Here is a 25,210-nt window from a genome sequence, read left to right on the forward strand (position 1 = left end):
GCGGCCCCGCCCCGCCCCCCCCCGGGCCGGCGGGGGCCCGCGCGGCCCGGGGGCGGCGCCCCGGCCCCCCCCCCCCCCCCCCCCCCCCCCCCCCCCCCCCCCCCGCCCCCCGCCCCCCGCCCCCCCCCCCCCCCCCCCCCCCCCCCCCCCCCCCCCCCCCCCCCCCCCCCCCACGGCCCCGGCCGCGCGGGTCTCGCCCAGCGCGGCCAGGACGTCGGCGGCCGCGGCCCGGCCGCTGCGCAGCGCCCCGTCGACGTGCTGGTAGCCCTCCGCGGCCAGGTCCGAGCACGCCCAGTGCACCGGCCCGACGGGGGCGCGCTGGTCGGCGCCGTAGCGCGAGAGCCCGCCCAGGTCGAAGCTGGCGGCGTAGGCGCCGCGCGTCCACTCCTCCGAGGCCCAGTCGGACTCGTAGTAGACGTCCGGTTCCAGGGCGCGCTCGCCGAGGTAGCCGGCGAGGCACTCCAGCACCCGCCGGCGCCGCTGCCCGACGGGCAGGGCGAACAGCGCGTCGGCCTGCTCGTCGGCGACGAAACCCACCAGGGTTCCGCGCTCGTCGCCGTGCAGGGTGTTGTCGTAGACCTCCTGCACCGGCCCGCAGGTGCTGAAGCAGGTGCCCGACAGGCCGTCCTCGCGCCAGAACGGCGAGGGGTAGACCGCGTGCACCTTGATGACCAGGCCCATGGAGAGGTGCTGGTGCATCTGGTGCTGCCGGCGCGGCAGCGGCGGGTCGAAGCTCAGGCGGGAGAACAGCGGCGGCGGCACGGCCACCACGACGCGGCGCGCGCGCACCGCGAGCCGGTCGGACTCCACCACGACGCCCTCGCCGGTGCCGTCGGCGGAGGTGCGCCGGACCGTGCGCACCGGCGTGGACAGGTGCACCCGCCCGCCCAGCTCGGCCGCCAGCGCCTCGGAGACGGACTGCATGCCGCCCACGACGCGCTTGTCGAGGATGAAGCACTCGTCGGTGAGGTTGCTGAACGAGCCGGCCGAGGCGGCCATGAGCACCGCCTGCAGCGTGGAGAACGCGTGCGCGGGCTTCGTCAGCATCGCCCCGGCGATGAACAGCCCGATCGTCGAGCACGCCTCCTCGTCCGCGGACTGCTCGCGCAGCCAGTGGTGGAAGGAGGTGGTGTCCAGCTCGCGCGCGCGCGGGTGCGCCCACGGCTCGCGCGCGCCGACCTCGGCGGCCAGCTCGTCCAGCAGGGCGGTCAGGCGCTGCATCTCCGCCGCCGTCTTCTCCTGCACGGGGAAGGTGCTGCCGCGGTAGCGGGTGCGGGTGCCGTCGGGGGCGACGTAGACGGAGTCGCCCTCGCGGTAGCGCGAGTACGTCTCCTTGCCCAGCTCCTCGAGCAGGGCCAGCAGCTCCGTCTGGTCCGGGGAGATCCACTGCCCGCCGATCTCCAGCGTCGCGCCGTCGACGACGTCGGTCCAGGTGCGCCCGCCCACGCGCCCGCGCGCCTCCAGGACCACGACGTCCAGGCCCGCGCGGGTCAGGTGCCGGGCGGCGGACAGCCCGGCCGGGCCGGCGCCGACCACGACCACGTCGCAGTCGGCCCGCGCCGGGCCGGGGGTGCTCGCGGGGACGGGTGCCATCGGGACGCTCCGGGTTCGTCGGTGGTGCCGGGTCGGGTGCCGTGCGGCCTGCCGGGGTGGTGCCGGGCCGGGGGCGCTGCGCGCCACCCCGAAGTGATTGGGGTTCATTAACGGGGTCGCCCACGGCGCTGTCAAGGTCCCGCCGCGGTGCGGCGCCCCGCGCGCGTGCGCGAGCATGGGGGCCGTGGCAGTCGCGCAGCGCCGCCCCCGGGGCCGGCCGTCCGAGCCCGTCCTGTCGGCCGAGCGCATCACCGGCGCCGCCGTGCGGCTGGTCGCCTCCCGCGGCCACGACGCCCTGACGATGGCCGCCCTGGCCCGCGAGCTGGGCGTGGCGCCCTCGGCGCTGTACAACCACGTCGCCACCAAGCAGGACGTCCTGCGCCGGGTGCAGGACCACGTCAACCGCGAGGTGGACTGCTCCGCGTTCGGCGCGCTGCCCTGGGACGAGGCCCTGACCGCCTGGGCGCGCTCCTACCGGGACGTCTACGCCCGCCACGTCCCGCTCGTGCCCGTCATCGCCGTCACGCCCGTGCGCGGGGCCCCGCACACCCTGGCCATGTACGAGCGCGTCGCCGCCGGGCTGCGCGAGGGCGGCTGGCCCGCGCACCTGGTCCTCGACGCCGTCGTCGCCGTGGAGTCCTTCGTGCTGGGCTCGGCGCTGGACACCCAGGCCCCGCCGGACATCTTCGACCCCGGCGGCGAGACCGGCGGCGAGAACGAGAGCGGTCCGGGGGAGGGGTCCGCCCTCGCCGCGGCCGTGCGCGCCCGCGGCGGCGGCGACGCGGCGCTGGCCTCCTTCGAGCTGGGCCTGGCCGCCCTCGTCGAGGGCCTGCGCGCCGCGCTGCGCCGCGCCCGGGCCGAGATCGGCGGCGCCCCTGCCTGAGCGGGCCGCGGGGTCGGGGCGCGGGGTCGGGGCGCGGGGTCGGGGTGCGGGGTCAGGCCGTGCGCAGCTGCGGCCGCGGCCGGCCCAGGGCGTACCCCTGGCCGTGGTCGCAGCCCAGCTCCCGCAGCTGCTCGCGCTGCTGCTCGGTCTCGACGCCCTCGGCGGTGACGGACAGGCCCAGCCCGTGGGCCAGGCCGACGACGTGGGCGACGATGACCTCCCCGGCGCCGGTCCCGCCGGTCCCGCCGGGCGCGGTGAGGGTCCGCACGAAGGACCGGTCGATCTTCAGCACGTCCACGGGCAGGCGGTGCAGGTAGGTCAGCGAGGAGAACCCGGTGCCGAAGTCGTCGACGGCGACCTGCACGCCCAGCGCGCGCACCCGCTCGAGCACGGCCGCGGTCTCGCCCAGGTCGCTGATCAGCGTGGCCTCGGTGACCTCCACGCACAACCGCGCCGGGTCGACCCCGGCCTCGTCGGCGCTGCGGCGCAGCAGCGGCAGGAAGTCCGGGTGGTGCAGCTCGCGCGGGGAGACGTTCACCGCCAGGCGGAAGCCCGCCGCGGGCAGGCGCCCGGCGGCGCGCAGGCCCAGGCACGCGGTGCTGGTCACCCAGTGGCCCAGGGCGCTGATCTGGCCGGTGACCTCCGCGGCGGGCAGGAAGGTGTCCGGGCCCAGCAGCCCACGGTGCGGGTGCTGCCAGCGCACCAGCGCCTCGGCGCCGGCCACGGCGCCCGAGCGCAGGTCGAGCACCGGCTGGTAGTGCACCCTGAGCTGCCCGCCCTGCAGCGCCGCGGCCAGCTCGGCCTCCAGCTGCAGCAGGCTGGGCACGGCGCTGGCGGTGCGGCGGTCGTTGACGACGATGCGCTCACCGGATCGCGCCTTGCCCTCGTACATCGCGGTGTCGGCCGCGTGCAGCAGCGACTCCGGGGTGTCGCCGGACCGGGCGTAGGCCACGCCGACGCTGGCGGCGATGCGCACGGAGCGCCCGTCCACGCGGATCGGCCGCTCCAGCGCGGCCAGCAGCCGCCGGGCCAGCACCGTGGCGCTGCCGTCGGGGCGCCGGCCGGGGTGCTGGTCGCCGGCCAGGACGACGAACTCGTCCCCCGCCAGGCGCGCCAGGGTGTCCCCGGGGCGCAGCGCGCCGTGCAGGGCCTCGGCGACGCCGAGCAGCAGGCGGTCCCCGGCGGCGTGGCCGTAGGTGTCGTTGACCTGCTTGAAGCGGTCCAGGTCGATGAAGAGCACCGCCGTGGTGTGCCCGTCGCGGCCCGCGGCCGCCAGGGACTGGGTGAGCCGGTCCAGCAGCAGGACCCGGTTGGGCAGGCCGGTGAGCGGGTCGTGCAGCGTCTGCACCCGCAGCGCGTCCTCGGCGGCCCGGCGGTCCTGCCGGTCGCGGGCGTGCAGCACGTAGCTGGTGGCCACCTGCGCCAGCAGGCGCGCGGCGGCCAGGTCCTCGGCGCCCAGCCGCAGCGGGGCGCGCGAGTACAGGTCCACCGCCCCCCACACCCGGCCGCGGGCGGTCATGGGCAGGGCGGTGACCGCGCCCACCCCGGCGGCCACCGCGGCCGGCGCGAACCTGCGCCAGCGGCCCTCCCGGCGCAGGTCGGGCACCACGACCGGCTCGCCGGTGGCCAGCGCCTCGAAGCACGGCCCCTCCCCGAAGCGGGCCTGGGCGCGCTCGGCTTCGGCCAGCTCGGCGGAGCTGGCCCGCGCGAAGCGCAGCGCGTCCTGCTCCACCAGGGACACCCCGGCCCCGTCGACCGGCAGCACCGCGGGCAGGCGCTCGCACAGCCGGCGCAGCACCAGGTCCACGTCGAAGTCCTCGAGCAGGTCCTGGGCGAAGTCGGCCAGCACCCGCGCCAGCTCCACCCGCTGCCGCGCCGCCACGACCTCGTCCGCCACGACCTCGTCCGCCGCGTCCGCCGCCGCGTCCGCCGCCGCGTCCGCCGCCGCGTCCGCCGCCGCGTCCGCCGCCGCGTCCGCCACGACCCCGTCCGCCGCCCCGGTCCCGCCGGCGCCGCGCTGCGCCGCGAGCTCGTCGGGCGGCTGCGCTCCGCTGCTCACCGCGTCAGGGTGGCACCGGTGCCCCCCGCAGGGGGACGGTTCCCGCCGGTCCGTCAGGGATCGGCGAGGGCACCGGCGCACCCGCCCGCGGGGCCCGCCTCAGCGCCGCGCGCCGCCCAGGAACCCCGTCAGCAGCCCGCTGACCGCCGCCGGCTCCACCAGGTGCGGCCAGTGCCCCGCGCCCAGCGCCCGCAGGTCCGCCGAGACCGCCCGCGGGGCCAGCGCCCGCAGCGCCGCCGCGTCCACCTCCCGGGTGCTGCGCACGTGCAGCAGCGGCGCGCGCACCGCGCGCAGCAGGGGACGGGGGTCCAGCTCCAGCACGTCCGCCCACAGCCCGCGCACCGCGGCCCCCGGCGTGGCGGCGATGCGCGCGAGCACCTCCTCGCGCAGCCCCGCCCGCCGCGGCCCCCACGCCGCGCGCATCGAGGTGAGCAGCACCGCGTGCCAGCCCTCGGCGCGCACCGCCGCGGCGCGCGCCCGCTTGGCCGCCAGTGCCGCCGGGTCCACCGGCACGTTGGAGTCCAGCAGCACCAGCCGGCGCACCGCGCCCGGGTGCCGCGCGGCCAGCAGCAGGCCGACGACGCCGCCCGCGGAGTGCCCCACCAGGTCCACCGGCCCGGGCCCGGCCAGCGCCGCGACGCGCTCGCCCACCCGCGCCGCGACGGCCTCCAGCGTCGCCGCACCGGGCACCGGCTCCTCCGCGCCGTGCCCGGGCAGCTCCAGCGGCACCACGCGCCGCCCGGCGGCGGCCAGGGCGGCGCCCTGCGCGGCCAGCTCCACCACCCGGCACCCCGTGCCCGGCAGCAGCACCACCGCCGGGGCGCCCGCCGGGCCGCTCCCCGGGGTGCTCAGGCGCTGGCCAGCACGCGCACCGACCACGCCGGCGCCCGCAGCGCCGCGCCCGCCGGGACCGCGCGCCGGCGCCGGTCCGAGGTGCTGCTCCAGCGCGGGTGGAACCGGGCCAGGCCCTCCACCGCCGGCAGCACGACGTCGCGCTGGCGCTCGCCGGCGTTGACGACGACGAGCACCGAGGCCAGGCCCCGGTCGCGCCCGTCCACGAGGACCTGCAGGATCCGCCGGCCCGCGTCGTGCCAGTGGTCCACCGTCATCGCCCCGCCGTCCTCGGCGAACCACAGCAGGTCCTCGCGCTGCTCGCGCACCGGGTGCCCGCGGCGCACCCCCGCCTCGGCGAGCACCGGGTAGCGCGAGCGCAGCGCCACCAGCTCGCGGGTGTCGGCCAGCAGCTCGCGCTGCCAGTCCTGCATCTCCCAGTCCACCCAGGACACCTCGTTGTCCTGGCAGTAGGCGTTGTTGTTGCCGCCCTGCGAGCGCCCGAACTCGTCGCCCGCGGTGAGCATCGGCACCCCGGAGGACAGCACGAGCGTGGCCAGGAGGTTGCGCGTGCTGCGCCGGCGCGCCGCCAGCACCGAGGGGTCGTCCGTGGGCCCCTCCACGCCGTGGTTCCAGCTCGTGTCGGAGTCGCTGCCGTCGCGGTTGCCCTCGCCGTTGGCGTCGTTGTGCTTGCGGTCGTACGAGACCAGGTCGGCCAGGGTGAAGCCGTCGTGCGCGGTGACGAAGTTCACGCTCGTCAGCCGACCGCGGGTGACGTCGAAGGTGTCGGCGGAACCGGCGAAGCGGGTGGCGAACTCGCGCAGGCCGCGCCCGGCGGCGTCGGGGGCGCCGTGGCCCAGGGCGAACTCGCGCGCGTCGGTCAGCCAGAACCGCCGCACCCCGTCGCGGAAGCGGTCGTTCCACTCGTGCACCGGCGGCGGGTACTGGCCGGTGCGCCAGCCGAACGGGCCGACGTCCCACGGCTCGGCGACGTGCTTGACCTGCGCGAGCACCGGGTCGCTCATCAGCGCCACCAGCAGCGGGTGGTCGGGGGTGAAGCCGTCGTGCCCGCGCGCCAGCGTCGTCATCAGGTCGTAGCGGAAGCCGTCGACCCCGTACTCGGTGACCCAGTGCCGCAGCGAGTCCAGCGTGAACTGCACGACGCGCCGCTCGGCGAAGTCCAGGGAGTTGCCGGTGCCGGTGACGTCGAAGGGGCGCCCGCCGGCGTCGCGCAGGTAGTAGGTGGCCTCGTCCAGCCCGCGCAGCGACAGGTGCCTGCCGTCCGGGCCCTCCTCGCAGGTGTGGTTGTAGACGACGTCCAGCAGCACCTCGATCCCGGCGTCGTGCAGGGCGGCGACGGCGCGGCGGAACTCCTCGCGCACCGCCCCGGCGCCGGCCGCGCGCGCCGCGGCCGTGGCGTAGCCGGGGTGCGGGGCGTTGAACGCCAGCGTGCTGTAGCCCCAGTAGTTGACCAGCCCGCGCTGGCGCAGGGCGACCTCGGAGGTGCTGGCGTGCACCGGCAGCAGCTCCAGGGCGGTGACGCCCAGCGAGCTCAGGTGCTCCAGGACCGCCGGGTGCGCCAGCGCCGCGTACGTGCCGCGCAGCTCCTCGGGCACGTCCGGGTGCAGCTTGGTCAGGCCCTTGACGTGCGCCTCGTAGACGACGGTGCGCGACCACGGCGTGCGCGGCTGCTCGCCCGGGCGCACCCGCAGCTCCGGCGCCGGCGGCCCCAGCACCACCCCGCGCGGCACGTGCGGGGCGCTGTCGCGCTCGTCGCGCACGGCCACGTCGCCGCGCAGGTCCGCACCCACCGCGTGCCCGAACGTCTCCGGCGCCAGCGCCACCTCGCCCTCCACGCCGCGCGCGCACGGGTCCAGCAGCAGCTTGGCCGGGTTGTGGCGCAGGCCCCGCTCGGGCTCCCAGCGCCCGTGCACGCGCAGGCCGTAGCGCGAGCCCTCGCGCAGGTGCGGCACGTGCCCGTGCCACACCCCCAGCTCCACGTCGGGCAGGGGGGTGCGCACCTCGGAGCCGTCGTCGCCGAAGACGCACACCTCCACCCCGTCGGCGTGGGCGGCGAGCACCGCCACGTCGGCGCCGCCGCCCTCGCCCTGCGGGCGCAGCGTGACGCCCAGCGGGTGCGGTGACGTCCGGCGCGGGGCAGCGGGCGTGGTGGGTCCGTCGCGGCGCGGGGTCGGAGCAGGCACCGGCGCAGTCTGCCCGAGGTGCGCCCGCCCCGTCCGGTCGAGCGCCCGCGCGGCGGGCCCGGCGCGCCGCGCTCCTTACACTGGGGGCGTGACGGCGTACCTCGACCACGCCTCGACGACGCCGCTGCGGCCCGAGGCCCTCGAGGCCTGGTCCGCCGCGGCCGCCCGCAGCGGCAACCCCTCGTCCCTGCACTCCAGCGGCCGGCGCGCCCGCGCCGCGGTGGAGGAGTCCCGCGAGGCCCTGGCGGCCGCGGTGGGGGCCCGGCCCGGGGAGGTCGTGTGGACCTCCGGCGGCACCGAGGCGGACAACCTGGCCGTGAAGGGCCTGTACCGGGCGCGCCGCGACGCCGACCCGCGCCGCCGCCGCGTCCTGGTCGGCGCCGCCGAGCACCACGCGGTGCTGGACTGCGCGCAGTGGCTGGGCGAGCACGAGGGCGCCGACGTGCGCCTGCTGCCCGTGGACGCCGACGGCCGCGCCGACCTGGACGCGCTGCGCGCCGAGCTGGCCGACGGCGGCGACGAGGTCGCGCTGGTGTCGCTGATGTGGGCGAACAACGAGGTCGGCACCGTGCAGCCGGTGGCGCAGGCCGCCGAGCTGGCCCACGCCGCGGGCGTGCCGGTGCACACCGACGCCGTGCAGGCCGTGGGGCACCTGCCGGTGGACTTCGCCGCCGCCGGGGTGGACGCCCTGTCGCTGTCGGCGCACAAGTTCGGCGGTCCGGTCGGGGTGGGCGCGCTCGTGCTGCGCCGCGGCACCGCGCTGGTGCCGCTGCAGCACGGCGGCGGGCAGGAGCTCGGCGTGCGCTCGGGCACCCTGGACGCCCCCGGGGCCCGTGCGGCCGCCGCGGCCCTGGGCGCGGCCACCGCCGCGCTGCCGGCCGAGTCCGCCCGCACCGCCGCGCTGCGCGACCGGCTCGTGGCGGGGCTGCGCTCGGCCGTGGACGGCCTGGTGCTGCGCGGGGACCCCGTCCTGGACGCCGCCCACCGCCTGCCGGGCAACGCCCACGTCACCGTCGCCGGCTGCGAGGGCGACTCCCTGCTGTACCTGCTGGACGCCGCCGGGGTGGAGTGCTCCACCGGCTCCGCCTGCCAGGCGGGCGTGCCGCGGCCCAGCCACGTGCTGCTGGCGATGGGCCTGGGCGAGCACGAGGCCGCCGGGGCGCTGCGCTTCTCCCTGGGCTGGAGCTCCACCGACGCCGACGTCGACGCCGCGCTGGCCGCGATCGGCCCGGCCGTCGAGCGCGCCCGGCGCGCCTCGGCCTCGGCGCGCTCCTCGCGCGCGCGCCGGCGCCGCTCGGTGGCGGCCACCGCCGCCGGGGCGGGGGCGTCCTGATGCGCGTGCTGGCCGCCATGAGCGGCGGGGTGGACTCCGCGGTGGCCGCGGCCCGCGCCGTGGACGCCGGGCACGAGGTCGTGGGCGTGCACATGGCCCTCAGCCGCGCCCCCGGCACGCTGCGCACCGGCTCGCGCGGCTGCTGCACGATCGAGGACGCCCTCGACGCGCGCCGCGCCGCGGACCTGCTGGGCATCCCGTTCTACGTCTGGGACCTCTCGGAGTCCTTCCTGGAGGAGGTCGTCGAGGACTTCGTCGCCGAGTACGCCGCCGGGCGCACCCCCAACCCGTGCGTGCGCTGCAACGAGCGGATCAAGTTCGCCGCCCTGCTCGACAAGGGGATCGCGCTGGGCTTCGACGCGGTGTGCACCGGGCACTACGCGCGCGTGCTGCCCGGTGCGCACGGCCCGGAGCTGCACCGCGCCGCGGACGCCGCCAAGGACCAGTCGTACGTGCTGGCCGTCCTGGACGCCGACCAGGTCGCGCACGCGATGTTCCCCCTGGGCGACGCGCCCACCAAGGAGCGGGTGCGCGCCGAGGCGGAGGCGCGCGGGCTGCCGGTGGCCCGCAAGCCCGACAGCCACGACATCTGCTTCATCCCCGACGGCGACACCCGCGGCTTCCTGGCCGACAAGCTCGGCGAGGAGCCCGGCGAGGTGCTCGACGAGGACGGCGCGGTGCTGGGCACCCACACCGGCACGTACGGCTTCACCGTCGGCCAGCGCAAGGGCCTGGGCCTGACCCGGCCCGCCCCCGACGGCCGCCCCCGCTACGTCCTCTCCATCGAGCCGGTGCGCCGCACCGTCACCGTCGGGCCCGCCGAGCGGCTGGCCGTGGGGGAGCTGCGCGCGGTGGGGGCGGTGTGGAGCGCCCCGGAGCCTGCCGGGCCGGTGGAGGTGCACGTGCAGGTGCGCGCCCACGGCGAGCCCGTGCCCGCCGTGGCCGAGGTGGACGGCGAGCAGGTGCGGGTGGCGCTGCGCACCCCGCTCACCGGCGTGGCGCCCGGGCAGACGGTGGCGCTCTACGCCGGCACCCGCGTGCTGGGCTCGGCCACGATCGCGGCGACGGCGCCGGCGGGCGCCTGAAGCGCCGCTGCTCGGGTGCCGCTGCTCGGGTGCCGCTGCTCGGGTGCCGCTGCTCGGGCGCCGTTGGGGTCAGCGCCCCGGCCCGGCCGTCGCCGCGGGGTCCGCCCCGCCGCGGGCCACGGCCCGCAGCGGGGCGAACGTCATGTACAGGCGCATCCGGCGGATCGCCGTCCCGTCGAGGTCGTACACCAGGCAGAACGGCACCCGCAGGTCCACGGCGGTCCCCACGAACTCGCCCTCGAGGAAGGCGTGCTCGTCGGTGACGCTCAGGGAGCGCCCGTGCGAGCGGGCCTCGAACATCCGGTCGTGCAGGGCCTCGATGCGCTCGCGCACCGCCGCGGGGCCGGTGAAGCTCTCCCCGGACTCGGTCTCCACCCACACCACGTCCTCGGTGAAGAACGTGCTGAAGTCGCCGCCGGCGCTCATCGCGCCGAAGTAGTCGTCCATGAGCCGCCGGTGCGCCTCGGCGCGCTGCGCACCCGCCCCGGGTGCGGGCGCGTCGGGCGCGGGAGCCTGCGGTGCGGGGGGCTGCGGCGCGGCGGTCTGCGGTGCGCTCGTCCGGGACATCGTCGTCCTCCTGCCGTCGGGGCCTGCGGCGCCCCTCAGGCGGAGCGCTGCGGGGCGTGGTCGGCGGGCACGGCCTCGGCCGGCAGCGGCGGGCCCGGCGGGGTGCCGTCGCCGAAGGGGCGACCGCCCAGCTCCTCGCGGTGGTGCGGGGCCCACCAGCCGGCGGTGTCCGGGCCCTTGGGCACCACGCCGGTGGGGTTGATGTCGCGGTGCACGACGTAGTAGTGGGCCTTGATGTGCTCCAGGTCGGTGGTGTCGCCGAAACCGGGGGTCTGGAACAGGTCGCGGAAGTACGCCCACAGCACCGGCATCTCGGTCAGCTTGTGCCGGTTGCACTTGAAGTGCCCGTGGTAGACGGCGTCGAAGCGGGCCAGCGTGGTGAACAGCCGCACGTCCGCCTCGGTGATGGTGTCGCCCACGAGGTAGCGCTGGCGCTCCAGGCGCTCCGAGAGCGCGTCCAGGCGCGCGAACAGCCGGTCGTAGGCGCGCTCGTACGCGCCCTGGGTGCCGGCGAAGCCCGCCCGGTACACGCCGTTGTTGACGTCGCGGAACACCCCGTCGTTCACCGCGTGGATCTCGTCGCGCAGGTGCTCGGGGTACAGGTCCGGGGCGCCGGCGCGGTGGTGCGCGCGCCACTCGGTGGACAGGTCCAGGGTGATCTGCGCGAAGTCGTTGGTGACGACCTGCCCGGTGGCGACCTCCACGAGCGCCGGCACCGTGATGCCGCGCGGGTAGTCCGGGAAGCGCGCGAAGTACGCCTCCTGCAGCCGCTCGATGCCCAGCACCGGGTCCCGGCCGCCCGGGTCCAGGTCGAACGTCCAGCTGCGCTCGTCGTGGGTGGGCCCGCACACCCCCAGCGAGAGCACCGGCTCCAGGCCCAGCAGGCGCCGCACGATGCTCGCCCGGTTCGCCCACGGGCAGGCGCGGCTGACCACGAGCCGGTAGCGGCCCGGCTCGACGGGGTAGCCGTCGCGCCCGTCGGCGGTGATCCGGGTGGTGATGTAGCGCTGGTCGCGCTCGAAGGAGCCCTGGGGGTTCACGTACCCGGTGGACCCGCCGGTCGTCGCGCTGCTGCTCTCCACCCGGGCACGGTAACCCGGCCCCGCCGGCTCAGCTCACCAGGACGGTCACCGCGTGGATGAGCAGGCCCACCAGCGCGCCGACGACGGTGCCGTTGATGCGGATGAACTGCAGGTCGCGCCCCACGAACAGCTCGATGCGCTGCGCGGCGTCGTCGCCGTCCCAGCGCGCCACCGTGTCGGAGATCACGGTGGCCAGCTCGGGGGCGAAGCGGCGCACCACGTGCCCGGCGGCGTCGGTCAGGTGCCGCTCCACGCGCGCGGCGAAGGCGGCGTCGTCCTCCAGGCGGTGGCCCAGGTCGGTCAGCGCCTCCTCGCTGCGGGTGCGCAGCGAGGAGGCCGGGTCGGCCAGGGCGTCGTTGAGGTAGCCGCGCACGCTGGTCCACAGCCCCGCCAGGGTGTCGGCCAGGCCGGGGGAGGTCAGCAGCCGCCGCTGGAACTCGTCGGCCTTCATGCGGGTCTCCGGGTCGTTCTGCAGCGCGTCGGCGTAGCGGGCCAGCAGGTCGTCGATGGCCTTGCGGCCCGGGTGCTCGCGGTCGCCGGAGACGTCCTGCACCCAGCGCAGCGCCTCGGTGTGCACCCGCTTGCCCAGGCGCTCGTTGAGCCAGTCCGGCGCCCACAGCGGGGCGCGCTCCTCCACCAGCCGGCGCACGGTGCGCTCGTTGGCGACCAGCCAGCGCTCGGCCTCGGCCAGCGTCAGGTCCACCACCGGGTGGTGGGTGCCGTCGCGCACCACCTCGCCCAGCAGCCGGCCCAGCACCGGGCTCCAGGGCTCCGCGGCCAGGCGGCGCACCACGACCTGGTCGATGACGCCGGTGACCTCCTCGTCGCGCAGCACGCCCAGCGCGCCGGTGAGGACCGTGGCGGCCTCCTCCACCACGCGCGCCGCGCCGCCGCGGCCGTGCAGCCAGGAGCCCACGCGGGCGGGCACCCCGGCGCGGGCGACCTTGTCGCGCACCACGTCCTCGGCCAGGAAGTTCTCCGCGACGAACTGCTCCAGGCTCTTGCCCAGCGCCTCCTTGCGGCGCGGGATCAGCGCGGTGTGCGGGATCGGCAGCCGCAGCGGGTGCCGGAAGATCGCCGTGACGGCGAACCAGTCCGCCACCGCGCCGACCATCGCGGCCTCGGCGGCGGCGTTGACGAAGCCCCACGCGCCCCCGTGCCCCAGGGTGAGCCCGTAGACGACCGCGGCGGCCACCAGCAGGCTCGTGGCCACCAGCCGCATCCGCCGCAGCCCGCTGCGGCGCTCGGCGTCGCCGGCGGCGTCGCCGGGCAGGCCGGGGGCGCGCCGCGGCGCGGGCGCGGCGGGGCTCGGCGGGGCGGGGCGCGCGGTGCTGCTCACCGCGCCATCCTCGCCCACGACCCCCCGCCCCGCCCCGCCGCGCCCGCCCGCTCAGCTCACGGGGCGACCGCGTCGCGCACGGCCCGCTGCACCGCGCTGAGGAGCTGCGAGCCCGGCGCCGGCACGCCGGTGCCCGCGCAGGTGACGTCCTGCTCGGGCGCGACGCCGGTGGTGAGGAACGCGTCGACGACCTCGTCCACGCACGGGTTGCCCGCGCTGGCGTACAGGGCGTGGTCGCCCTCGTCCTCCACGGTGACCAGCACCGAGGAGCCCAGCGCCTCGTGGGTGGCCAGGGCCCCCTCGTAGGAGGTCGCCGGGTCGTGGCGCGACTGCACGATCAGCAGCGGGGGCAGGTCGCGCCCGTCCGGGCGCGGCAGGCTCAGCGGGGCGCGGTCCCAGTAGCCGCACGGCTGCTGGGTCGAGGCCCACCCGCGCAGCGGGTGCGCCGGTCCCTGGAGCTGCCCGAGGTCGTTCCAGAACGCCTCCCCGCGCGACCACGCGGTGTCGTTGCAGGTGGTGGCCAGGAACGTCGCGGCGAAGGAGTCCGCCGCGGCCGGGCGCTCGTCGGCCAGGCGCTGCGGCAGCAGCGCCGCCACCCGCCCCGCCAGGGCGGCCCCGGCCGCGTCCGCCGCGCCCTGCGCGCCGCCGGCGCGCAGGCCGGTGACGACGTCCAGCCCGCGCAGGATCCACGCGAGCTGCTCGAAGGTGGTCTTGGAGTACATCGCCTGCACGACCAGCCCGTCGACGAGGGTGCCGTCGACCAGGGGGACCCCGTCCAGCGTCAGCGGGCGCGCGGCCAGCTCGGCGCGCACCCGCTCGTAGGTGCCCTCCACCGCGCCCGCGGTGGGGCCCAGGCGGAAGAGCCAGTGGTAGCCCGCCGCCCAGCCGGCGAAGTCCTCCTCGAAGCGCCGCTGGAACGCCGGCGGCTGGTTCTCGCTGAAGACCTCCTGGAACGCCGCGGTGGCCTCCACGCTGGAGTCCAGCACGAAGCGGCCCACCCGGGCGGGGAAGTAGGTGGCGTACTGCGCGCCCAGCCAGGTGCCGCCGGAGTAGCCGACCCAGTCGACCGTCTCGCGCCCCAGCGCGTGGCGGACCACGTCGAGGTCGGCGATCGTCTGCTCGGTGTTGACGACGTCCACCAGCGGGTCGTCGGCGCAGGCGTCGGCGGTGGCGCGCATCGCGGCGGCCGCGGCCGACAGCGCCTGCGGGGAACGGTCGCGCGGGTCCGGCGCGCCGAGCACGGCCGCGTTGGCGTCGGCGCCGCAGGTCAGCGGCGTGCTGGCGCCGGTGCCGCGCACGTCCAGGCCGACGACCTCGGTGCGCGCCAGCGCCGGCTGCAGGCCCAGGCCCGCCAGCGACAGGCCCGCCCCGCCGGGGCCGCCGGGGTTGGTGAGCACCGTGCGCGCCGGGCGCTCGCCGGCCTGCGGCAGCCGGCTGACCGCGATGCGCAGCGGCTCGCCGGCGCCGGGGTCGCGGTGGTCGCGGGGCACCAGGACCTCGGCGCACTCCAGCGCCGCCGCGGCCTGCGCGGAGCCCACGGCCTCCGGCGCGCACGGCGCCCAGGCCGGGACCTGCTCGCGGTAGAGCGCCGGGTAGCGCTGCTGGAACTGCCGCTCGGCCTCGGCGAGGGTCGCCGGGCGGGCGGTGGCCAGCGCGGACAGCGGGGCGGTGCCGGGCAGCGAGGCCGTGGGCGGGGCCGCGGGCGGGGCGGGGGCGGCCGAGGCGGCCCCGGCGCCGGTGACCAGCGTGGCGCCCAGGGCCGCCGCGCCGAGCGCGGCCAGCGCCGGCAGCCGGCGGGCGGACGACCGGGCGGACGGGCCGGTGGACCCGGGGGCGGGCCGGGAGGGGAGCGGGGCGGGGGGCTGGGAGGGGGGCGTCGCGCGTCGTCGCGGCTGGTGCATGGGCGGACCTCTCCGTGGGGCGGGACTCGGCCACCGCACGTTCCCGTGCGTCGGCTGTGCGTGACCATCCACCCGCACCCGCTCCCGGCGTGCCAACCGGCGAGCGGTGGGGGCCGGGTCCGTCGTTCGTCGCACCCGCGGCGCGGGTAGCGTGCGCGAGCGTGCCCGACCTGGTCCCCGACGCCGCGCCCGACCCCGCCCCGACCACCGCCCCCGCCGCCGAGCCCGCCCCCGGCGCGGTGAGCGCCCCGGTCGCCCTGCCCGGCACCGACCCGCGCGAGGCGTCGCGCACCGTCCTGGGCGAGCTCGGCGAGCCCCCGCACGTCCCGCACCTGCCGCAGCTGCCCGCCCGCGGGCCCGGGGCGGACGCTGTCGGGCGCGCCGCGGCCCTGCTGGTGGACATGCCGGTGGACCTGCAGCCCTCCGGCTGGCGCTTCACCGACGCCCCCGGCCGCGACGCCGCGCGCGCCGCCGCGCACCTGCGCGCCGACCTGGACGAGCTCGCCGAGGCCGCCGAGGGCTGGACCGGGCCGCTGGTGCTGGCGGTGCTGGGGCCGTGGTCGCTGGCCGCCGCGGTGGAGCTGCCGCGCGGGGAGCGCAGCGCCTCCGACCCCGGCGCGCGCCGGGACGTGGTGGACTCCCTGGCCGAGGGGGTCGCCGCCCACGTGGCCGACCTGCGCCGCCTGGTGCCCGGCGCGCGCCCGGTGGTGCACCTGGAGGAGCCCGCGCTGCCCGCGGTGCTGGCCGGGCGCCTGCCCACCCAGTCCGGCTACGGCACGCTGCGGGCCGTGGACCGGGCCGAGGTGCGCGCGGGCCTGCGCACCGTGGTGGAGGCGGTGCGCGCCGCCGGCGCCGAGCCGGTGGTGCGCCTGGCGCCCGCCGAGCCGCCGCTGGCGCTGGTGCGCGAGGTCGGCGCCGCCGGCGTGGCCCTGGACGTGACCGGCCTGGGCGCGCACGCCTGGGAGTCGCTGGCGGCCACCGTGGAGGACGGCGTGCGGCTGTGGGCCGGCGTGCTGCCGGCGCAGGAGCAGGCCCCGGCGGTGGCGCGGCTCGTGGACGCCGTGCGGGTGCCGTGGCGGCGGGTGGGCCTGCCGGCCACCGGGCTGGCGCGGGTGGTGCTCACCCCGGCGGGCGGCCTGCAGGACCTGCCGCCGGCGGCGCTGCGCCCCCTGCTGCGGCGGCTGCGCGAGGCCGGCGCGGCGCTGGCGGAGGCCTCCGGTGACTGAGGGGACCGGGCGCGCGGAGCTGTCCTTCCGCGAGGCCGGCCCGGGCGACGTGCCGGCGGTGGTGGCGCTGGTGGAGTCCGCCTACCGCGGCGAGGCCAGCCGGGCGGGCTGGACCACCGAGGCGGACCTGCTGGACGGGCGGCGCACCGACGCCGAGGGCGTCAGCGCGATCGTGCGGGACCCCGGCGCGGTGCTGCTGCTCGCCGAGCGCGCCGCGGACGCGGAGCTGCTGGCCTGCTGCGAGCTGCGCCGCGCCGGGGAGGTGGCGTACTTCGGCACGTTCGCGGTGCGCCCGCACCTGCAGGGCGCCGGCATCGGGCGCCGGGTCCTCGAGCGCGCCGACGCCGAGGCGGTGCGCCGCTGGGGCTCGACGGCGCTGGAGATGACCGTGATCGCCCAGCGCGCCGACCTGCTGGCCTGGTACGCCCGCCGGGGTTTCACCGCCACCGGCGAGCGGCGCCCGTTCCCGCACGGCGACGAGCGCTTCGGCGTCCCCCGCCGCGACGACCTGGAGTTCGTGGTGCTGCGCCGGGCGACCGGCTCCCCGTCCGGCTCGGCGGCCTCCTGACGCCGGGCGGGGAACCGGGCAGCGGCCTCAGCGCAGGTCCGCCTGCACCTCGATGGTGAGGAACTCGTCGTCGTCCGGCGCACCGGGGGTGCGGCCGGAGGAGAACGGGAAGTTGTTGTCGTTGCCGACGAGGATCGTGTGCTCGCCGGTGACGGCGATGCTCTCGATCGTCTGGAACGGGAACGTGACGTAGCCGGAGGTGCCGCTCAGCTCGGGGGCGACGCCGTCGGGGTCCGGCACGGCCATGAGGTTCACCAGCTGGGTCTTCAGCGGGTGCCCGGAGGCGTCGGTGCGGCTGGTGTCCACGAGGAACACCGCCTTGAACACCGCGGTGGCGCCCTCGCCGTTGTCGCGCTCCAGCACGAGGAACCGGTGGTCGTCGACCCGGGTGAAGTCGCCGATGGCGTTCTTCGGGGACTCCAGGCGGTAGGTGAACTCCTCGCCGCGGTAGCGGTGCTGCTTCGTGTCGTAGCGCATCACGCGCAGGTCCTGCGGGTCGTCGCCGGCCACGGGGCCCTCGAGCATCGGGAACAGGTAGCGCCCGTCGCGCGAGATCGCCATGCCCTCGAAGCCCTTGCTGCCGCCCAGGGTCGGCGCGGCGCCGCCCAGGGTCGGGTTGCTGGGGGAGGCCACGCCCGGCAGCGGCACGGGCGCCTCGAGCAGGCGCCCGGCGGCGTCGGTGTGCAGCAGGTACGGGCCGAACTCCTCGCCGAACCAGAACGTGCCGTCGGGGGCCTGCCGGAAGGACTCGGGGTCGAAGTCCGCGCCGGTCAGGCGCCGGTCCTCGCGGGTCAGCGGCCAGGTGACCTTGCCGTACGGGTCGGACAGGGTGAACCCGCCGTGCACGACGGCCAGCGAGCCGTCGTCGGCGGGCTGCAGGCGGTGCACGGCCAGCAGGAAGTCCGCGCTGTTGGACTTGGCGCCGTAGCCGTTGTCCGAGAGCACCAGCCAGCTGCCGTCGCGCTGCACGAGGTTGCCGGAGAAGCCCTGCACGGGCTGGGCCGCGAACGGCACCGCGACGCCGTTGGCGGTCTCGATCGCCGCGCCGCTGGGGACGGGCTCGCCGAAGGTCGCCGCGGGCAGCACGTGCCGGTCGAGCAGGCGCGCGGACTGCGCGGGGAAGTCGTGGCCGAACCGGTCCGGGCGGGCGGAGGCGGCCGTGGTGCCGGCGAGGGTGCCGGCGGCCACGGCACCGGCGAGGACGAGGGCGGCGGCGGTGCGCCGGGAGCGGGGGGTCACGGGCGGGGACGCTAGGGCAGGGCACCGGACCGCTGGACGGACGGCGGTGGGCGCCCGGGTGAACAGCCGGTGCCCGCCCGGTGATCGCCGCCGCCACCCTCGCCCGGCGCGTGTCCGGGGCGCGCGGCAGGATGGCACGCGTGAGCCAGAGCGCCGAGAGCACCGTCGACGAGGACCCGCTGCACGGGGACGTCCCCGCCGCCGCGCGGCACCGCTGGGAGGAGCTGGTCCAGCGCGTCGAGGCCGCCCGCTTCGCCTACTACGTGCGCAACGCCTCCCCGATCAGCGACGGCGAGTACGACGCGCTGGAGCGCGAGCTGCGCGCCCTGGAGGACGAGCACCCGCAGCTGCGCACGCCGGACTCCCCGACGCAGACGGTCGGCGGGACCTTCTCCACGGACTTCGCCGCCGTGGACCACCCCGAGCGGATGCTCAGCCTGGACAACGCCTTCTCCACCGACGAGCTGGCCGCCTGGGCGGCGCGCGTGGAGAAGGAGGTCGGCACCGGGGCGCGGTTCCTGTGCGAGCCGAAGATCGACGGCCTGGCCATCGACCTCGTCTACGAGGACGGGCGCCTGGTGCGCGGGGTCACCCGCGGCGACGGGCGCACCGGCGAGGACGTCACCCTGAACGTGCGCACCATCGCCGACGTGCCGCAGCAGCTCACCGGCGAGGACGTGCCGGAGTTCCTGGAGGTGCGCGGGGAGGTCTTCTTCCCCGTCGCCGCCTTCGAGGAGCTCAACGCCCGCATCATGGACGCCGGCCGGGCCCCCTTCGCCAACCCCCGCAACGCCGCGGCCGGCTCGCTGCGCCAGAAGGACCCCCGGGTCACCGCCTCGCGGCCGCTGCGGATGCTCGTGCACGGCGTCGGCGCCCGGCGCGGCATGGAGAACGACACGCAGTCGCAGGCCTACGGCAAGCTCGCCCGCTGGGGCCTGCCGACCTCCCCGCGGGTGCGGGTCGTGGACACCCTGCCCGAGGTCGCCGAGTACGTCCGGCACTACGGCGAGCACCGCCACGACGTCGAGCACGAGATCGACGGCGTCGTCGTCAAGGTCGACCAGGTGCCGCTGCAGCGCCGCCTGGGCGCCACCTCCCGCGCGCCGCGCTGGGCCATCGCCTACAAGTACCCGCCGGAGGAGGTGACCACGAAGCTGAACGACATCCGCGTCAACGTCGGCCGCACCGGCCGGGTCACCCCCTTCGCCTTCCTCGAACCCGTCAAGGTCGCCGGCTCCACCGTGCAGCTGTCCACGCTGCACAACGCCGACGAGGTCAAGCGCAAGGGCGTGCTCATCGGCGACACCGTCGTGGTGCGCAAGGCCGGCGACGTCATCCCCGAGGTCGTCGGCCCGGTGGTGGACCTGCGCACCGGCGACGAGCGCGAGTTCGTCTTCCCCGCGCACTGCCCCGAGTGCGGCACCGAGCTGCGCCGGATGCGCGCCGACGACGTCGACATCCGCTGCCCCAACGCGCGCTCCTGCCCCGCGCAGGTGCGCGAGCGCATCTTCCACGTCGCCGGCCGCGGCTCCTTCGACGTGGAGGCCCTGGGCTACGAGGCGGCCACCGCCCTGCCGCAGGCCGGCGTCGTCACCGACGAGGGCGACCTGTTCGACCTCACCGAGGACGACCTGCTGCGCGTGCCGCTGTTCACCAACAAGAACGGCACCCTCTCGGCCAACGGCCGGCGCCTGCTGGCGAACCTGGAGGCGGCGAAGTCGCAGCCGCTGTGGCGGGTGCTGGTGGGCCTGTCGATCCGGCACGTGGGCCCGACGGCGGCGCGCGCCCTGGCCGGGCGGTTCGGCTCGTTCGAGGCGATCGAGGCCGCCTCCCCGGAGGAGCTGGCCGCCACCGAGGGCGTCGGGCCCACCATCGCCGAGGCCGTGCGCGAGTGGCTGGAGGTCGACTGGCACCGCGCCGTGGTGGACAAGTGGCGCCGGGCCGGGGTGCGCATGCGCGACGAGCGCGACGGGTCCACCCCGCGCACCCTGGAGGGGCTCACCGTCGTCGTCACCGGCTCGCTGAGCGGGTTCACCCGCGACGAGGCCAAGGAGGCGGTCCTGGCCCGCGGCGGCAAGGCCTCCGCGAGCGTGTCGAAGAAGACGTCCTTCGTCGTCGTCGGCGACGCCCCCGGCTCCAAGGCGGACAAGGCCGAGCAGCTCGGCGTGCGGATCCTCGACGAGGACGGCTTCCGCGCGCTGCTGGAGGGCGGCCCGGACGCCGTCGCCGAGCCCGCGGCGGACGACGCCGCGCCGGACGACACCGCGGCGGACGACGCCGCGCCGGAGGGTGCGGCCGGGAGCTGAGGCCTACTGCCGCAGCACCAGCGTGCAGCACTTCGCGCCACCGCCGCCGCGCAGCAGCTCGGAGAGGTCCACCGGCACCGGCACGTAGCCGCGCTCGGCGAGCTGGTCGGCGTAGCGCTGCGCCCGCGGGGAGAGCACCACGTGCCGGCCGTCGCTGACGGCGTTCATGCCCAGCACCTCCGCGGTCTCCTCGCCGGTGCGCAGCGCGTGCGGGAACAGCTCCTCCAGCACGCGCCGCGACGCCTCGTCGAAGGCGCCGGGGAAGTAGGCCACGTCCGGGTGCGCCGGGTCCTCGTCCAGCACGGTCAGCGCGGTGTCCAGGTGGTAGAAGCGCGGGTCCACCAGGCGCAGCGAGGTCACCGGCCGGCCCAGCACCCGCTCGACCTCGCGGTGCGCGGCCAGCTCGGTGCGGAAGCCGTGCCCGGCCAGCAGGTGCTCGCCCACCACGAGCAGGTCCCCCTCGCCCTCGTTGACGTGCACCGGCCGGTGCACCGGCCCCAGGCCGTGCTCCTCCAGCCAGCGCGCGTACGCCTCGGCCTCCCCGGCCCGCTCTGGGTGCGCGAAGCGCACGCCCACCGAGCCCCGGGCGGTCACCAGGGCCCCGTTGGCGGCGTACACCATGTCCGGCAGCCCGGGCACCCCCGGCAGCACCCGCACGCGGTGGCCCAGGCGCTCGAACGCGGCGCACAGCTCCTCCCACTGCGCCAGCGCCCGGCCGGCGTCGACGGGCGCGGTGGTGTCCATCCACGGGTTGATCTCGTAGGAGACGGTGAAGTGCTCGGGCGAGCACACCAGCAGGTCCAGGGGCCGGGCGAGGCGCTCGGGCGCCGTGGCGGGCGACGTCGTGGTCACGGCGCCGACGCTACGAGGCGGTGCCCACCCGCGCGCGCCGGCGCGCACCCGCGCGCGGTGGCGCGCCGGGCCGATCGGTGATCGGGTGGAGGGCGCCACCAGGGGCCGAGCGGAGCGGGAGGGGAGCGGTGCGCAGCGACGGGGACCACCCGGCGGGGGGCGGGCACGGCTCGCGGCCCGGTCCGGAGCTGCCCGTGCCGGACTTCGCGAAGGTCTTCGACGAGGCGCCGGCGCCGTTCCTGCTGCTGACGCCCGACCTGGTCATCGTGCACGCCAACCGGGCCCGGCTGGAGGCGACGTCCACCACCCTGGAGGAGCAGGTCGGCCGGCACCTCTTCGACGTCTTCCCGATGAACCCCGACGACCCCGCCCCCGACGGCCTGCGCAACCTGCGCGCCTCCCTGGAGCTGACCCTCGAGACGCGCCGGCCGCAGACGATGGCGCTGCAGAAGTACGACATCCCGGTGCCCGGCGGCGGCTTCGAGGAGCGCTTCTGGAGCCCGCGCAACGTGCCGGTCCTCGACGAGGACGGCGAGGTCGTGCTCCTGCTGCACCGCTCCGACGACATCACCGACTACGTGCGCGACCGCGAGGCCGCCCGCGCGGCCGTGGCCAGCGGCAAGCAGTGGTCCGAGCGCGTGCAGCAGGTCGAGTCCGACCTGTTCGAGCGCACCCGCGAGCTGGAGGAGCTCAACGCCGAGTTGCGCCGCTCCGGCGAGCGCGAGCGCCGCACCGCGCGCCGCCTGACCGGCCTGGCGGCCACCGCCTCGGCGCTGGCCACCGCCGAGACCGTGCCGGGCCTGCTGGAGCGCCTGGCCCGCCACGGCCGCGACGCCACCGGCGCCGAGGCCGTCGTCGTGGCGCTGCGCGAGGACCCGCAGCTCGCGCTGACCTTCCTGGGCGGCCCGGGCGCGCCGGGCGCGTTCCCGACCGCGCACCTGCCGCTGACCTCGGACGTCCCGGTGGCCGTGGCCGCGCGCGGCCGGGCGGTGCTGGGCGTGGAGGACTGCCGCTACGCCGCCGCGGTGCCGCTGCCGGGCGCCGCGGACCTGCCGACGTGGGCGGCGCTGCCGCTGAGCACCAGCGGCGGCGAGCCGCTGGGCGCGGTGGCGGTCGGCTGGTCCGCCGAGCGGTCCCTGGAGGTCGACGAGGTGCAGCTCCTGGAGGCCTTCGCCGCCCAGTGCTCGCAGGCCCTGGAGCGGGTGCGCCGCCTGGAGGACGAGCGCCGCCGGGCGCGGGCGACGCGGACGCTGGCGGAGGCGCTGCAGCGCTCGCTGCTCACCGACCCGCCGCAGCCGGACCACCTGCAGGTCGCGGTGCGCTACCTGCCGGCGGCCCGCGAGGCCCAGGTGGGCGGCGACTGGTACGACGCCTTCCTCACCCCGGACGGCTCCACCACGATCGTCGTCGGCGACGTCACCGGCCACGACCGCGAGGCCGCCGCCGAGATGGGCCAGCTGCGCGGCGTGCTGCGCGGCGTGGCGCAGACCGCCGACGGCTCGCCGGGCCACGTGCTGGCCAGCTTCGACCGCGCCCTGCACCACCTGGGCGTGACGACGCTGGCCACGGCGGTGCTCGCCCGCGTGGAGCAGACGCCGCAGGAGCGCGGCTCGGGGTTGCGCACCCTGCGCTGGTCCAACGCCGGGCACCCGCCGCCGGTGCTCGTGGAGCCCGGGCACGGGGCCCGGCTGCTGGAGCGGCCCGCCGACCTGCTGCTGGGCCTGCTGCCGGGCTCGGCGCGCGGCGACCACGAGGTGCCGCTGCTGCCCGGCACCACCGTGCTGCTCTACACCGACGGCCTGGTCGAGCGCCGCGACGAGCCCCTCGACGCCGGCCTGGAGCGCCTGCGCGCCGCCGCCGAGGACCTGGCGCACCTGCCGCTGGACGGGTTCGTCGACGCCCTCGTGGCGCGCGTGGTGCCCGAGCCGGACGACGACGTGGCGGTGGTGGCGCTGCGCGCGCACCCCGAGGACCGCCCGGCGCCCAAGAGCCCCCCGCGCCGCTGAGCCCCCCGCCCGGTGCCGGGACGTTTGCCGGTGATCACCGCGGGTACGGGGGCACGTACCGGGACGGCGGGTCCGCCCTCCCGCGGACGGGAGGGGGTGCCGGTGGGGACGCGACCACGCGGCGGGGACGACGGCTCCACGCTCGCCGTGGCGACGGACGCGCGCTCGCACGCGGTGCTGCTCGTCCGCCGCCTCGCCGTCGTGCTGCTGCTGCTCGTCGTCGTCGCCGGCGCGGCCGGGCTGTTCGGGGTGCACAGCGCCACCGCCCGCGCCACCGGCGGCGGGTACGCGCTGGAGCTGACCTACCCGCGCACCGCGCGCGCCGGCCTGGACGCCCCCTGGCAGCTGCGGGTGCGCGCCGAGCGGCCCGGGGGCTTCGGCGACTCCGTCGTCGTGGCCGTCACCGCCGACTACTTCGACGTCTGGGAGCAGCAGGGCTGGATCCCCGCCGCGGCCGGCGAGACCACCGACGGCGAGTGGTACCTGATGACGTTCGACCCGCCCCCCGGCGACGAGTTCGAGCTGACCTTCGACGGCTACCTGCAGCCGGGCAGCCAGCTCGGCCGCGACGGCCGCGTCGCCCTCGTCGTCGACGGCCGGCGCGTGGTGGAGACCGCGTTCTCCACCTGGCTGGCGCCCTGAGCCCCGCCCCGACCCGCCGTCCGCACCGCCGAGGAGGCCCACCGTGGAGATCGTCGTCCGCGCCGCGCTCGTGTTCCTGTTCCTCTGGGGCATCACCCGCCTCACCGGGCGGTCCTCGCTGGGGGAGCTCAGCGCCTTCCAGCTCATCCTCTACACGGCGATGGGGGACCTGGCCCAGCAGGCCGTGACGCAGCAGGACTACTCGCTGACGTCCGTGGTGCTCACCATCGGCACGTTCACGCTCATCACGCTGGCGCTGTCCTGGCTGAAGGTGCGCTTCCCGCGGGTGCGGCCGCTCGTGCACGGCCGGCCGGTCGTCGTCGTGCGGGACGGCGACCCCGACCTGGCGGCCCTGAGCGAGGAGCGCATGTCGCTGGAGGACCTGCTGGCGAACGCGCGCCAGCAGGGGATCCGCCGCCTGTCCGACGTGGAGGTGGCGGTCCTGGAGACCGACGGGCGGGTGTCCTTCTTCACCGTCTCCGCCGGCGCGCAGGAGGGCGCCCCGGAGAACACCCAGGTCGCCGGCTGACGCCGCGGGCCGGGAGGGCGGGTGCCCTCCCGGCCCGCGGCGGCCGCCCGGTCGGGCTCAGCCCTTGACGGAACCGGCCAGCAGGCCGCGCACGAAGAAGCGCTGCAGGCCCAGGAAGACGGCCAGCGGGACGACCATCGCCAGGAAGGCGCCCGGCGCCAGCAGGTGCCAGGCGTTGCCCCGGGTGCCGGTCAGGTCCGCGACCGCGGAGGTCAGCGGCGTGGCGTCGCCGCCGGCGAACGTCAGGGCGACGAGCAGGTCGTTCCACACCCACAGGAACTGGAACACCCCGAACGCCGCGATCGCCGGCACCAGCAGCGGCAGCAGCACCTTGAAGAACACGGTGACGTGCCCGGCGCCGTCCATGCGGGCAGCCTCCACCAGGGACGCGGGCACGTCCTTCATGAAGTTGTGCAGCAGGAAGATCGCCAGCGGCAGGCCGAACATGGCGTGCGAGAGCCACACCGTCCAGAAGGACCCGGCGATGCCCAGGTCCACGTACAGGGTCAGCAGCGGGATCAGCGTCACCTGGATCGGCACGACCTGCAGCGCGAAGACCGCCACGAAGAGCACCTCGCGGCCCTTGAAGGGGATCCACGCGAAGGCGTAGGCCGCCAGCAGCGCCAGGGTGATCGGGATGAGCACGGCCGGGATCGTGATGACGAAGGTGTTGACGAAGCTCTCGCCCAGGCCGGTCTGCAGCGCCGAGGAGTAGTTGTACCCGGTGAACAGCGGCCGGGTGAACGCGTTCCACCAGCCGTCGGTCTGGATGTCGTTCTCGACCCGGAAGCTCGTCACGAACAGGCCCAGGGTCGGGATCGTCCACAGCGCCGCGATGGCCAGCGCGATGATCGAGGCCGCGGGGGAGCTGAGCCGGTTCTTGGCGGCCACGGCCCGCTTCTCGGCCCGGGTCAGCTTGCGCTGCTCCGGCGCGATCTGGCCGGTCGTGCCGGCCACCACCCGGG

General features: G+C 77.4%; 19 protein-coding genes and 1 pseudogene. 9 read left to right on the plus strand and 11 right to left on the minus strand.

All coding sequences use genetic code 11. The annotated features are described in order from the left end of the window. Nucleotides 1–201: 201 nt before the first annotated feature. Nucleotides 202–1,593, minus strand: a pseudogene (locus ACRYR7_RS03305) (flavin monoamine oxidase family protein); the annotation flags it as partial. Between the two features lie 175 nt (nt 1,594–1,768). On the opposite strand from ACRYR7_RS03305, the gene ACRYR7_RS03310 reads away from it, so the two are divergent. Next, nucleotides 1,769–2,476: a TetR/AcrR family transcriptional regulator gene (locus ACRYR7_RS03310; protein ID WP_432570637.1), complete on the plus strand. Its 708-nt coding sequence runs from the start codon at nt 1,769–1,771 to the stop codon at nt 2,474–2,476. Between the two features lie 52 nt (nt 2,477–2,528). Here the strand turns inward: ACRYR7_RS03310 and ACRYR7_RS03315 are convergent, their stop codons facing one another. The 3 genes from ACRYR7_RS03315 to glgX form a co-directional block, all read right to left on the minus strand. Next, entirely contained in the window at nt 2,529–4,535 is a 2,007-nt protein-coding gene (locus ACRYR7_RS03315; RefSeq protein ID WP_432570638.1) for a putative bifunctional diguanylate cyclase/phosphodiesterase, read from the minus strand. 99 nt (nt 4,536–4,634) lie between these two features. Next, nucleotides 4,635–5,414 (minus strand): alpha/beta fold hydrolase, encoded by a 780-nt coding sequence (locus ACRYR7_RS03320; protein ID WP_432570639.1) that lies wholly within the window; start codon nt 5,412–5,414, stop codon nt 4,635–4,637. Then, nucleotides 5,384–7,570: a glycogen debranching protein GlgX gene (glgX, locus tag ACRYR7_RS03325; RefSeq protein ID WP_432570640.1), complete on the minus strand. Its 2,187-nt coding sequence runs from the start codon at nt 7,568–7,570 to the stop codon at nt 5,384–5,386. Before glgX ends, ACRYR7_RS03320 begins: the two co-directional genes overlap by 31 nt. Before the next feature lie 88 nt (nt 7,571–7,658). Between glgX and ACRYR7_RS03330 the strand changes: the two genes are divergently transcribed. Both ACRYR7_RS03330 and mnmA read left to right on the plus strand, forming a co-directional pair. Next, on the plus strand, nt 7,659–8,903 hold the full coding sequence (locus tag ACRYR7_RS03330) for a cysteine desulfurase family protein (RefSeq protein WP_432570641.1): 1,245 nt from the start codon (nt 7,659–7,661) through the stop codon (nt 8,901–8,903). Continuing rightward, entirely contained in the window at nt 8,903–9,988 is a 1,086-nt protein-coding gene (mnmA, locus tag ACRYR7_RS03335; RefSeq protein ID WP_432570642.1) for a tRNA 2-thiouridine(34) synthase MnmA, read from the plus strand. Before ACRYR7_RS03330 ends, mnmA begins: the two co-directional genes overlap by 1 nt. Nucleotides 9,989–10,057: 69 nt before the next feature. On the opposite strand, the gene ACRYR7_RS03340 is transcribed toward mnmA, so the two are convergent. From ACRYR7_RS03340 to ACRYR7_RS03355, 4 genes are read right to left on the minus strand one after another with little or no spacing between them, the layout of a single operon-like run. After that, complete coding sequence (locus ACRYR7_RS03340) at nt 10,058–10,555, minus strand: nuclear transport factor 2 family protein (protein WP_432570643.1); 498 nt, start codon at nt 10,553–10,555, stop codon at nt 10,058–10,060. Between the two features lie 35 nt (nt 10,556–10,590). Next, on the minus strand, nt 10,591–11,637 hold the full coding sequence (locus ACRYR7_RS03345; protein WP_432570644.1) for a glutathione S-transferase family protein: 1,047 nt from the start codon (nt 11,635–11,637) through the stop codon (nt 10,591–10,593). Nucleotides 11,638–11,665: 28 nt separating this feature from the next. Next, nucleotides 11,666–12,976: a DUF445 domain-containing protein gene (locus ACRYR7_RS03350; RefSeq protein WP_432570645.1), complete on the minus strand. Its 1,311-nt coding sequence runs from the start codon at nt 12,974–12,976 to the stop codon at nt 11,666–11,668. A 56-nt stretch (nt 12,977–13,032) separates the two neighbouring features. After that, complete coding sequence (locus ACRYR7_RS03355) at nt 13,033–14,877, minus strand: alpha/beta hydrolase (RefSeq protein ID WP_432570646.1); 1,845 nt, start codon at nt 14,875–14,877, stop codon at nt 13,033–13,035. Between the two features lie 161 nt (nt 14,878–15,038). Here ACRYR7_RS03355 and ACRYR7_RS03360 point away from each other — a divergent pair, with 161 nt between their 5' ends. Together ACRYR7_RS03360 and ACRYR7_RS03365 are read left to right on the plus strand one after the other, a co-directional pair. Next, complete coding sequence (locus ACRYR7_RS03360) at nt 15,039–16,103, plus strand: uroporphyrinogen decarboxylase/cobalamine-independent methonine synthase family protein (protein WP_432570647.1); 1,065 nt, start codon at nt 15,039–15,041, stop codon at nt 16,101–16,103. Then, nucleotides 16,096–16,671 (plus strand): GNAT family N-acetyltransferase, encoded by a 576-nt coding sequence (locus tag ACRYR7_RS03365; protein ID WP_432570648.1) that lies wholly within the window; start codon nt 16,096–16,098, stop codon nt 16,669–16,671. The genes ACRYR7_RS03360 and ACRYR7_RS03365 overlap by 8 nt, the downstream gene beginning before the upstream one ends. Nucleotides 16,672–16,698: 27 nt before the next feature. On the opposite strand, the gene ACRYR7_RS03370 is transcribed toward ACRYR7_RS03365, so the two are convergent. Next, the gene (locus ACRYR7_RS03370) at nt 16,699–17,910 is read right to left on the minus strand and encodes an esterase-like activity of phytase family protein (RefSeq protein ID WP_432570649.1); all 1,212 of its coding nucleotides are present in this window, start codon (nt 17,908–17,910) and stop codon (nt 16,699–16,701) included. A gap of 140 nt (nt 17,911–18,050) precedes the next feature. On the opposite strand from ACRYR7_RS03370, the gene ligA reads away from it, so the two are divergent. Then, nucleotides 18,051–20,216 carry an NAD-dependent DNA ligase LigA gene (ligA, locus tag ACRYR7_RS03375; RefSeq protein WP_432570650.1) on the plus strand — a complete coding sequence of 722 codons (2,166 nt, stop codon included), beginning with the start codon at nt 18,051–18,053 and terminating at the stop codon, nt 20,214–20,216. Nucleotides 20,217–20,219: 3 nt separating this feature from the next. Here the strand turns inward: ligA and ddaH are convergent, their stop codons facing one another. Continuing rightward, on the minus strand, nt 20,220–21,068 hold the full coding sequence (gene ddaH, locus ACRYR7_RS03380) for a dimethylargininase (RefSeq protein ID WP_432570651.1): 849 nt from the start codon (nt 21,066–21,068) through the stop codon (nt 20,220–20,222). A 128-nt stretch (nt 21,069–21,196) separates the two neighbouring features. On the opposite strand from ddaH, the gene ACRYR7_RS03385 reads away from it, so the two are divergent. The 3 genes from ACRYR7_RS03385 to ACRYR7_RS03395 all read left to right on the plus strand — a co-directional run bounded on the left by ACRYR7_RS03385 (nt 21,197) and on the right by ACRYR7_RS03395 (nt 24,245). Further along, on the plus strand, nt 21,197–23,074 hold the full coding sequence (locus tag ACRYR7_RS03385) for a SpoIIE family protein phosphatase (protein ID WP_432570652.1): 1,878 nt from the start codon (nt 21,197–21,199) through the stop codon (nt 23,072–23,074). Between the two features lie 102 nt (nt 23,075–23,176). Then, complete coding sequence (locus ACRYR7_RS03390; protein ID WP_432570653.1) at nt 23,177–23,716, plus strand: hypothetical protein; 540 nt, start codon at nt 23,177–23,179, stop codon at nt 23,714–23,716. A 43-nt stretch (nt 23,717–23,759) separates the two neighbouring features. Next, nucleotides 23,760–24,245: a DUF421 domain-containing protein gene (locus tag ACRYR7_RS03395; RefSeq protein WP_432570654.1), complete on the plus strand. Its 486-nt coding sequence runs from the start codon at nt 23,760–23,762 to the stop codon at nt 24,243–24,245. Between the two features lie 57 nt (nt 24,246–24,302). Here ACRYR7_RS03395 and ACRYR7_RS03400 read toward each other — a convergent pair whose 3' ends face one another. Next, nucleotides 24,303–25,202, minus strand: coding sequence for a carbohydrate ABC transporter permease (locus ACRYR7_RS03400; protein WP_432570684.1), 900 nt, complete (start codon nt 25,200–25,202; stop codon nt 24,303–24,305). Nucleotides 25,203–25,210 lie beyond the last annotated feature (8 nt).

The organism is Kineococcus gurbantunggutensis (assembly GCF_050871925.1).
In the GTDB taxonomy this organism is placed as follows: domain Bacteria; phylum Actinomycetota; class Actinomycetes; order Actinomycetales; family Kineococcaceae; genus Kineococcus.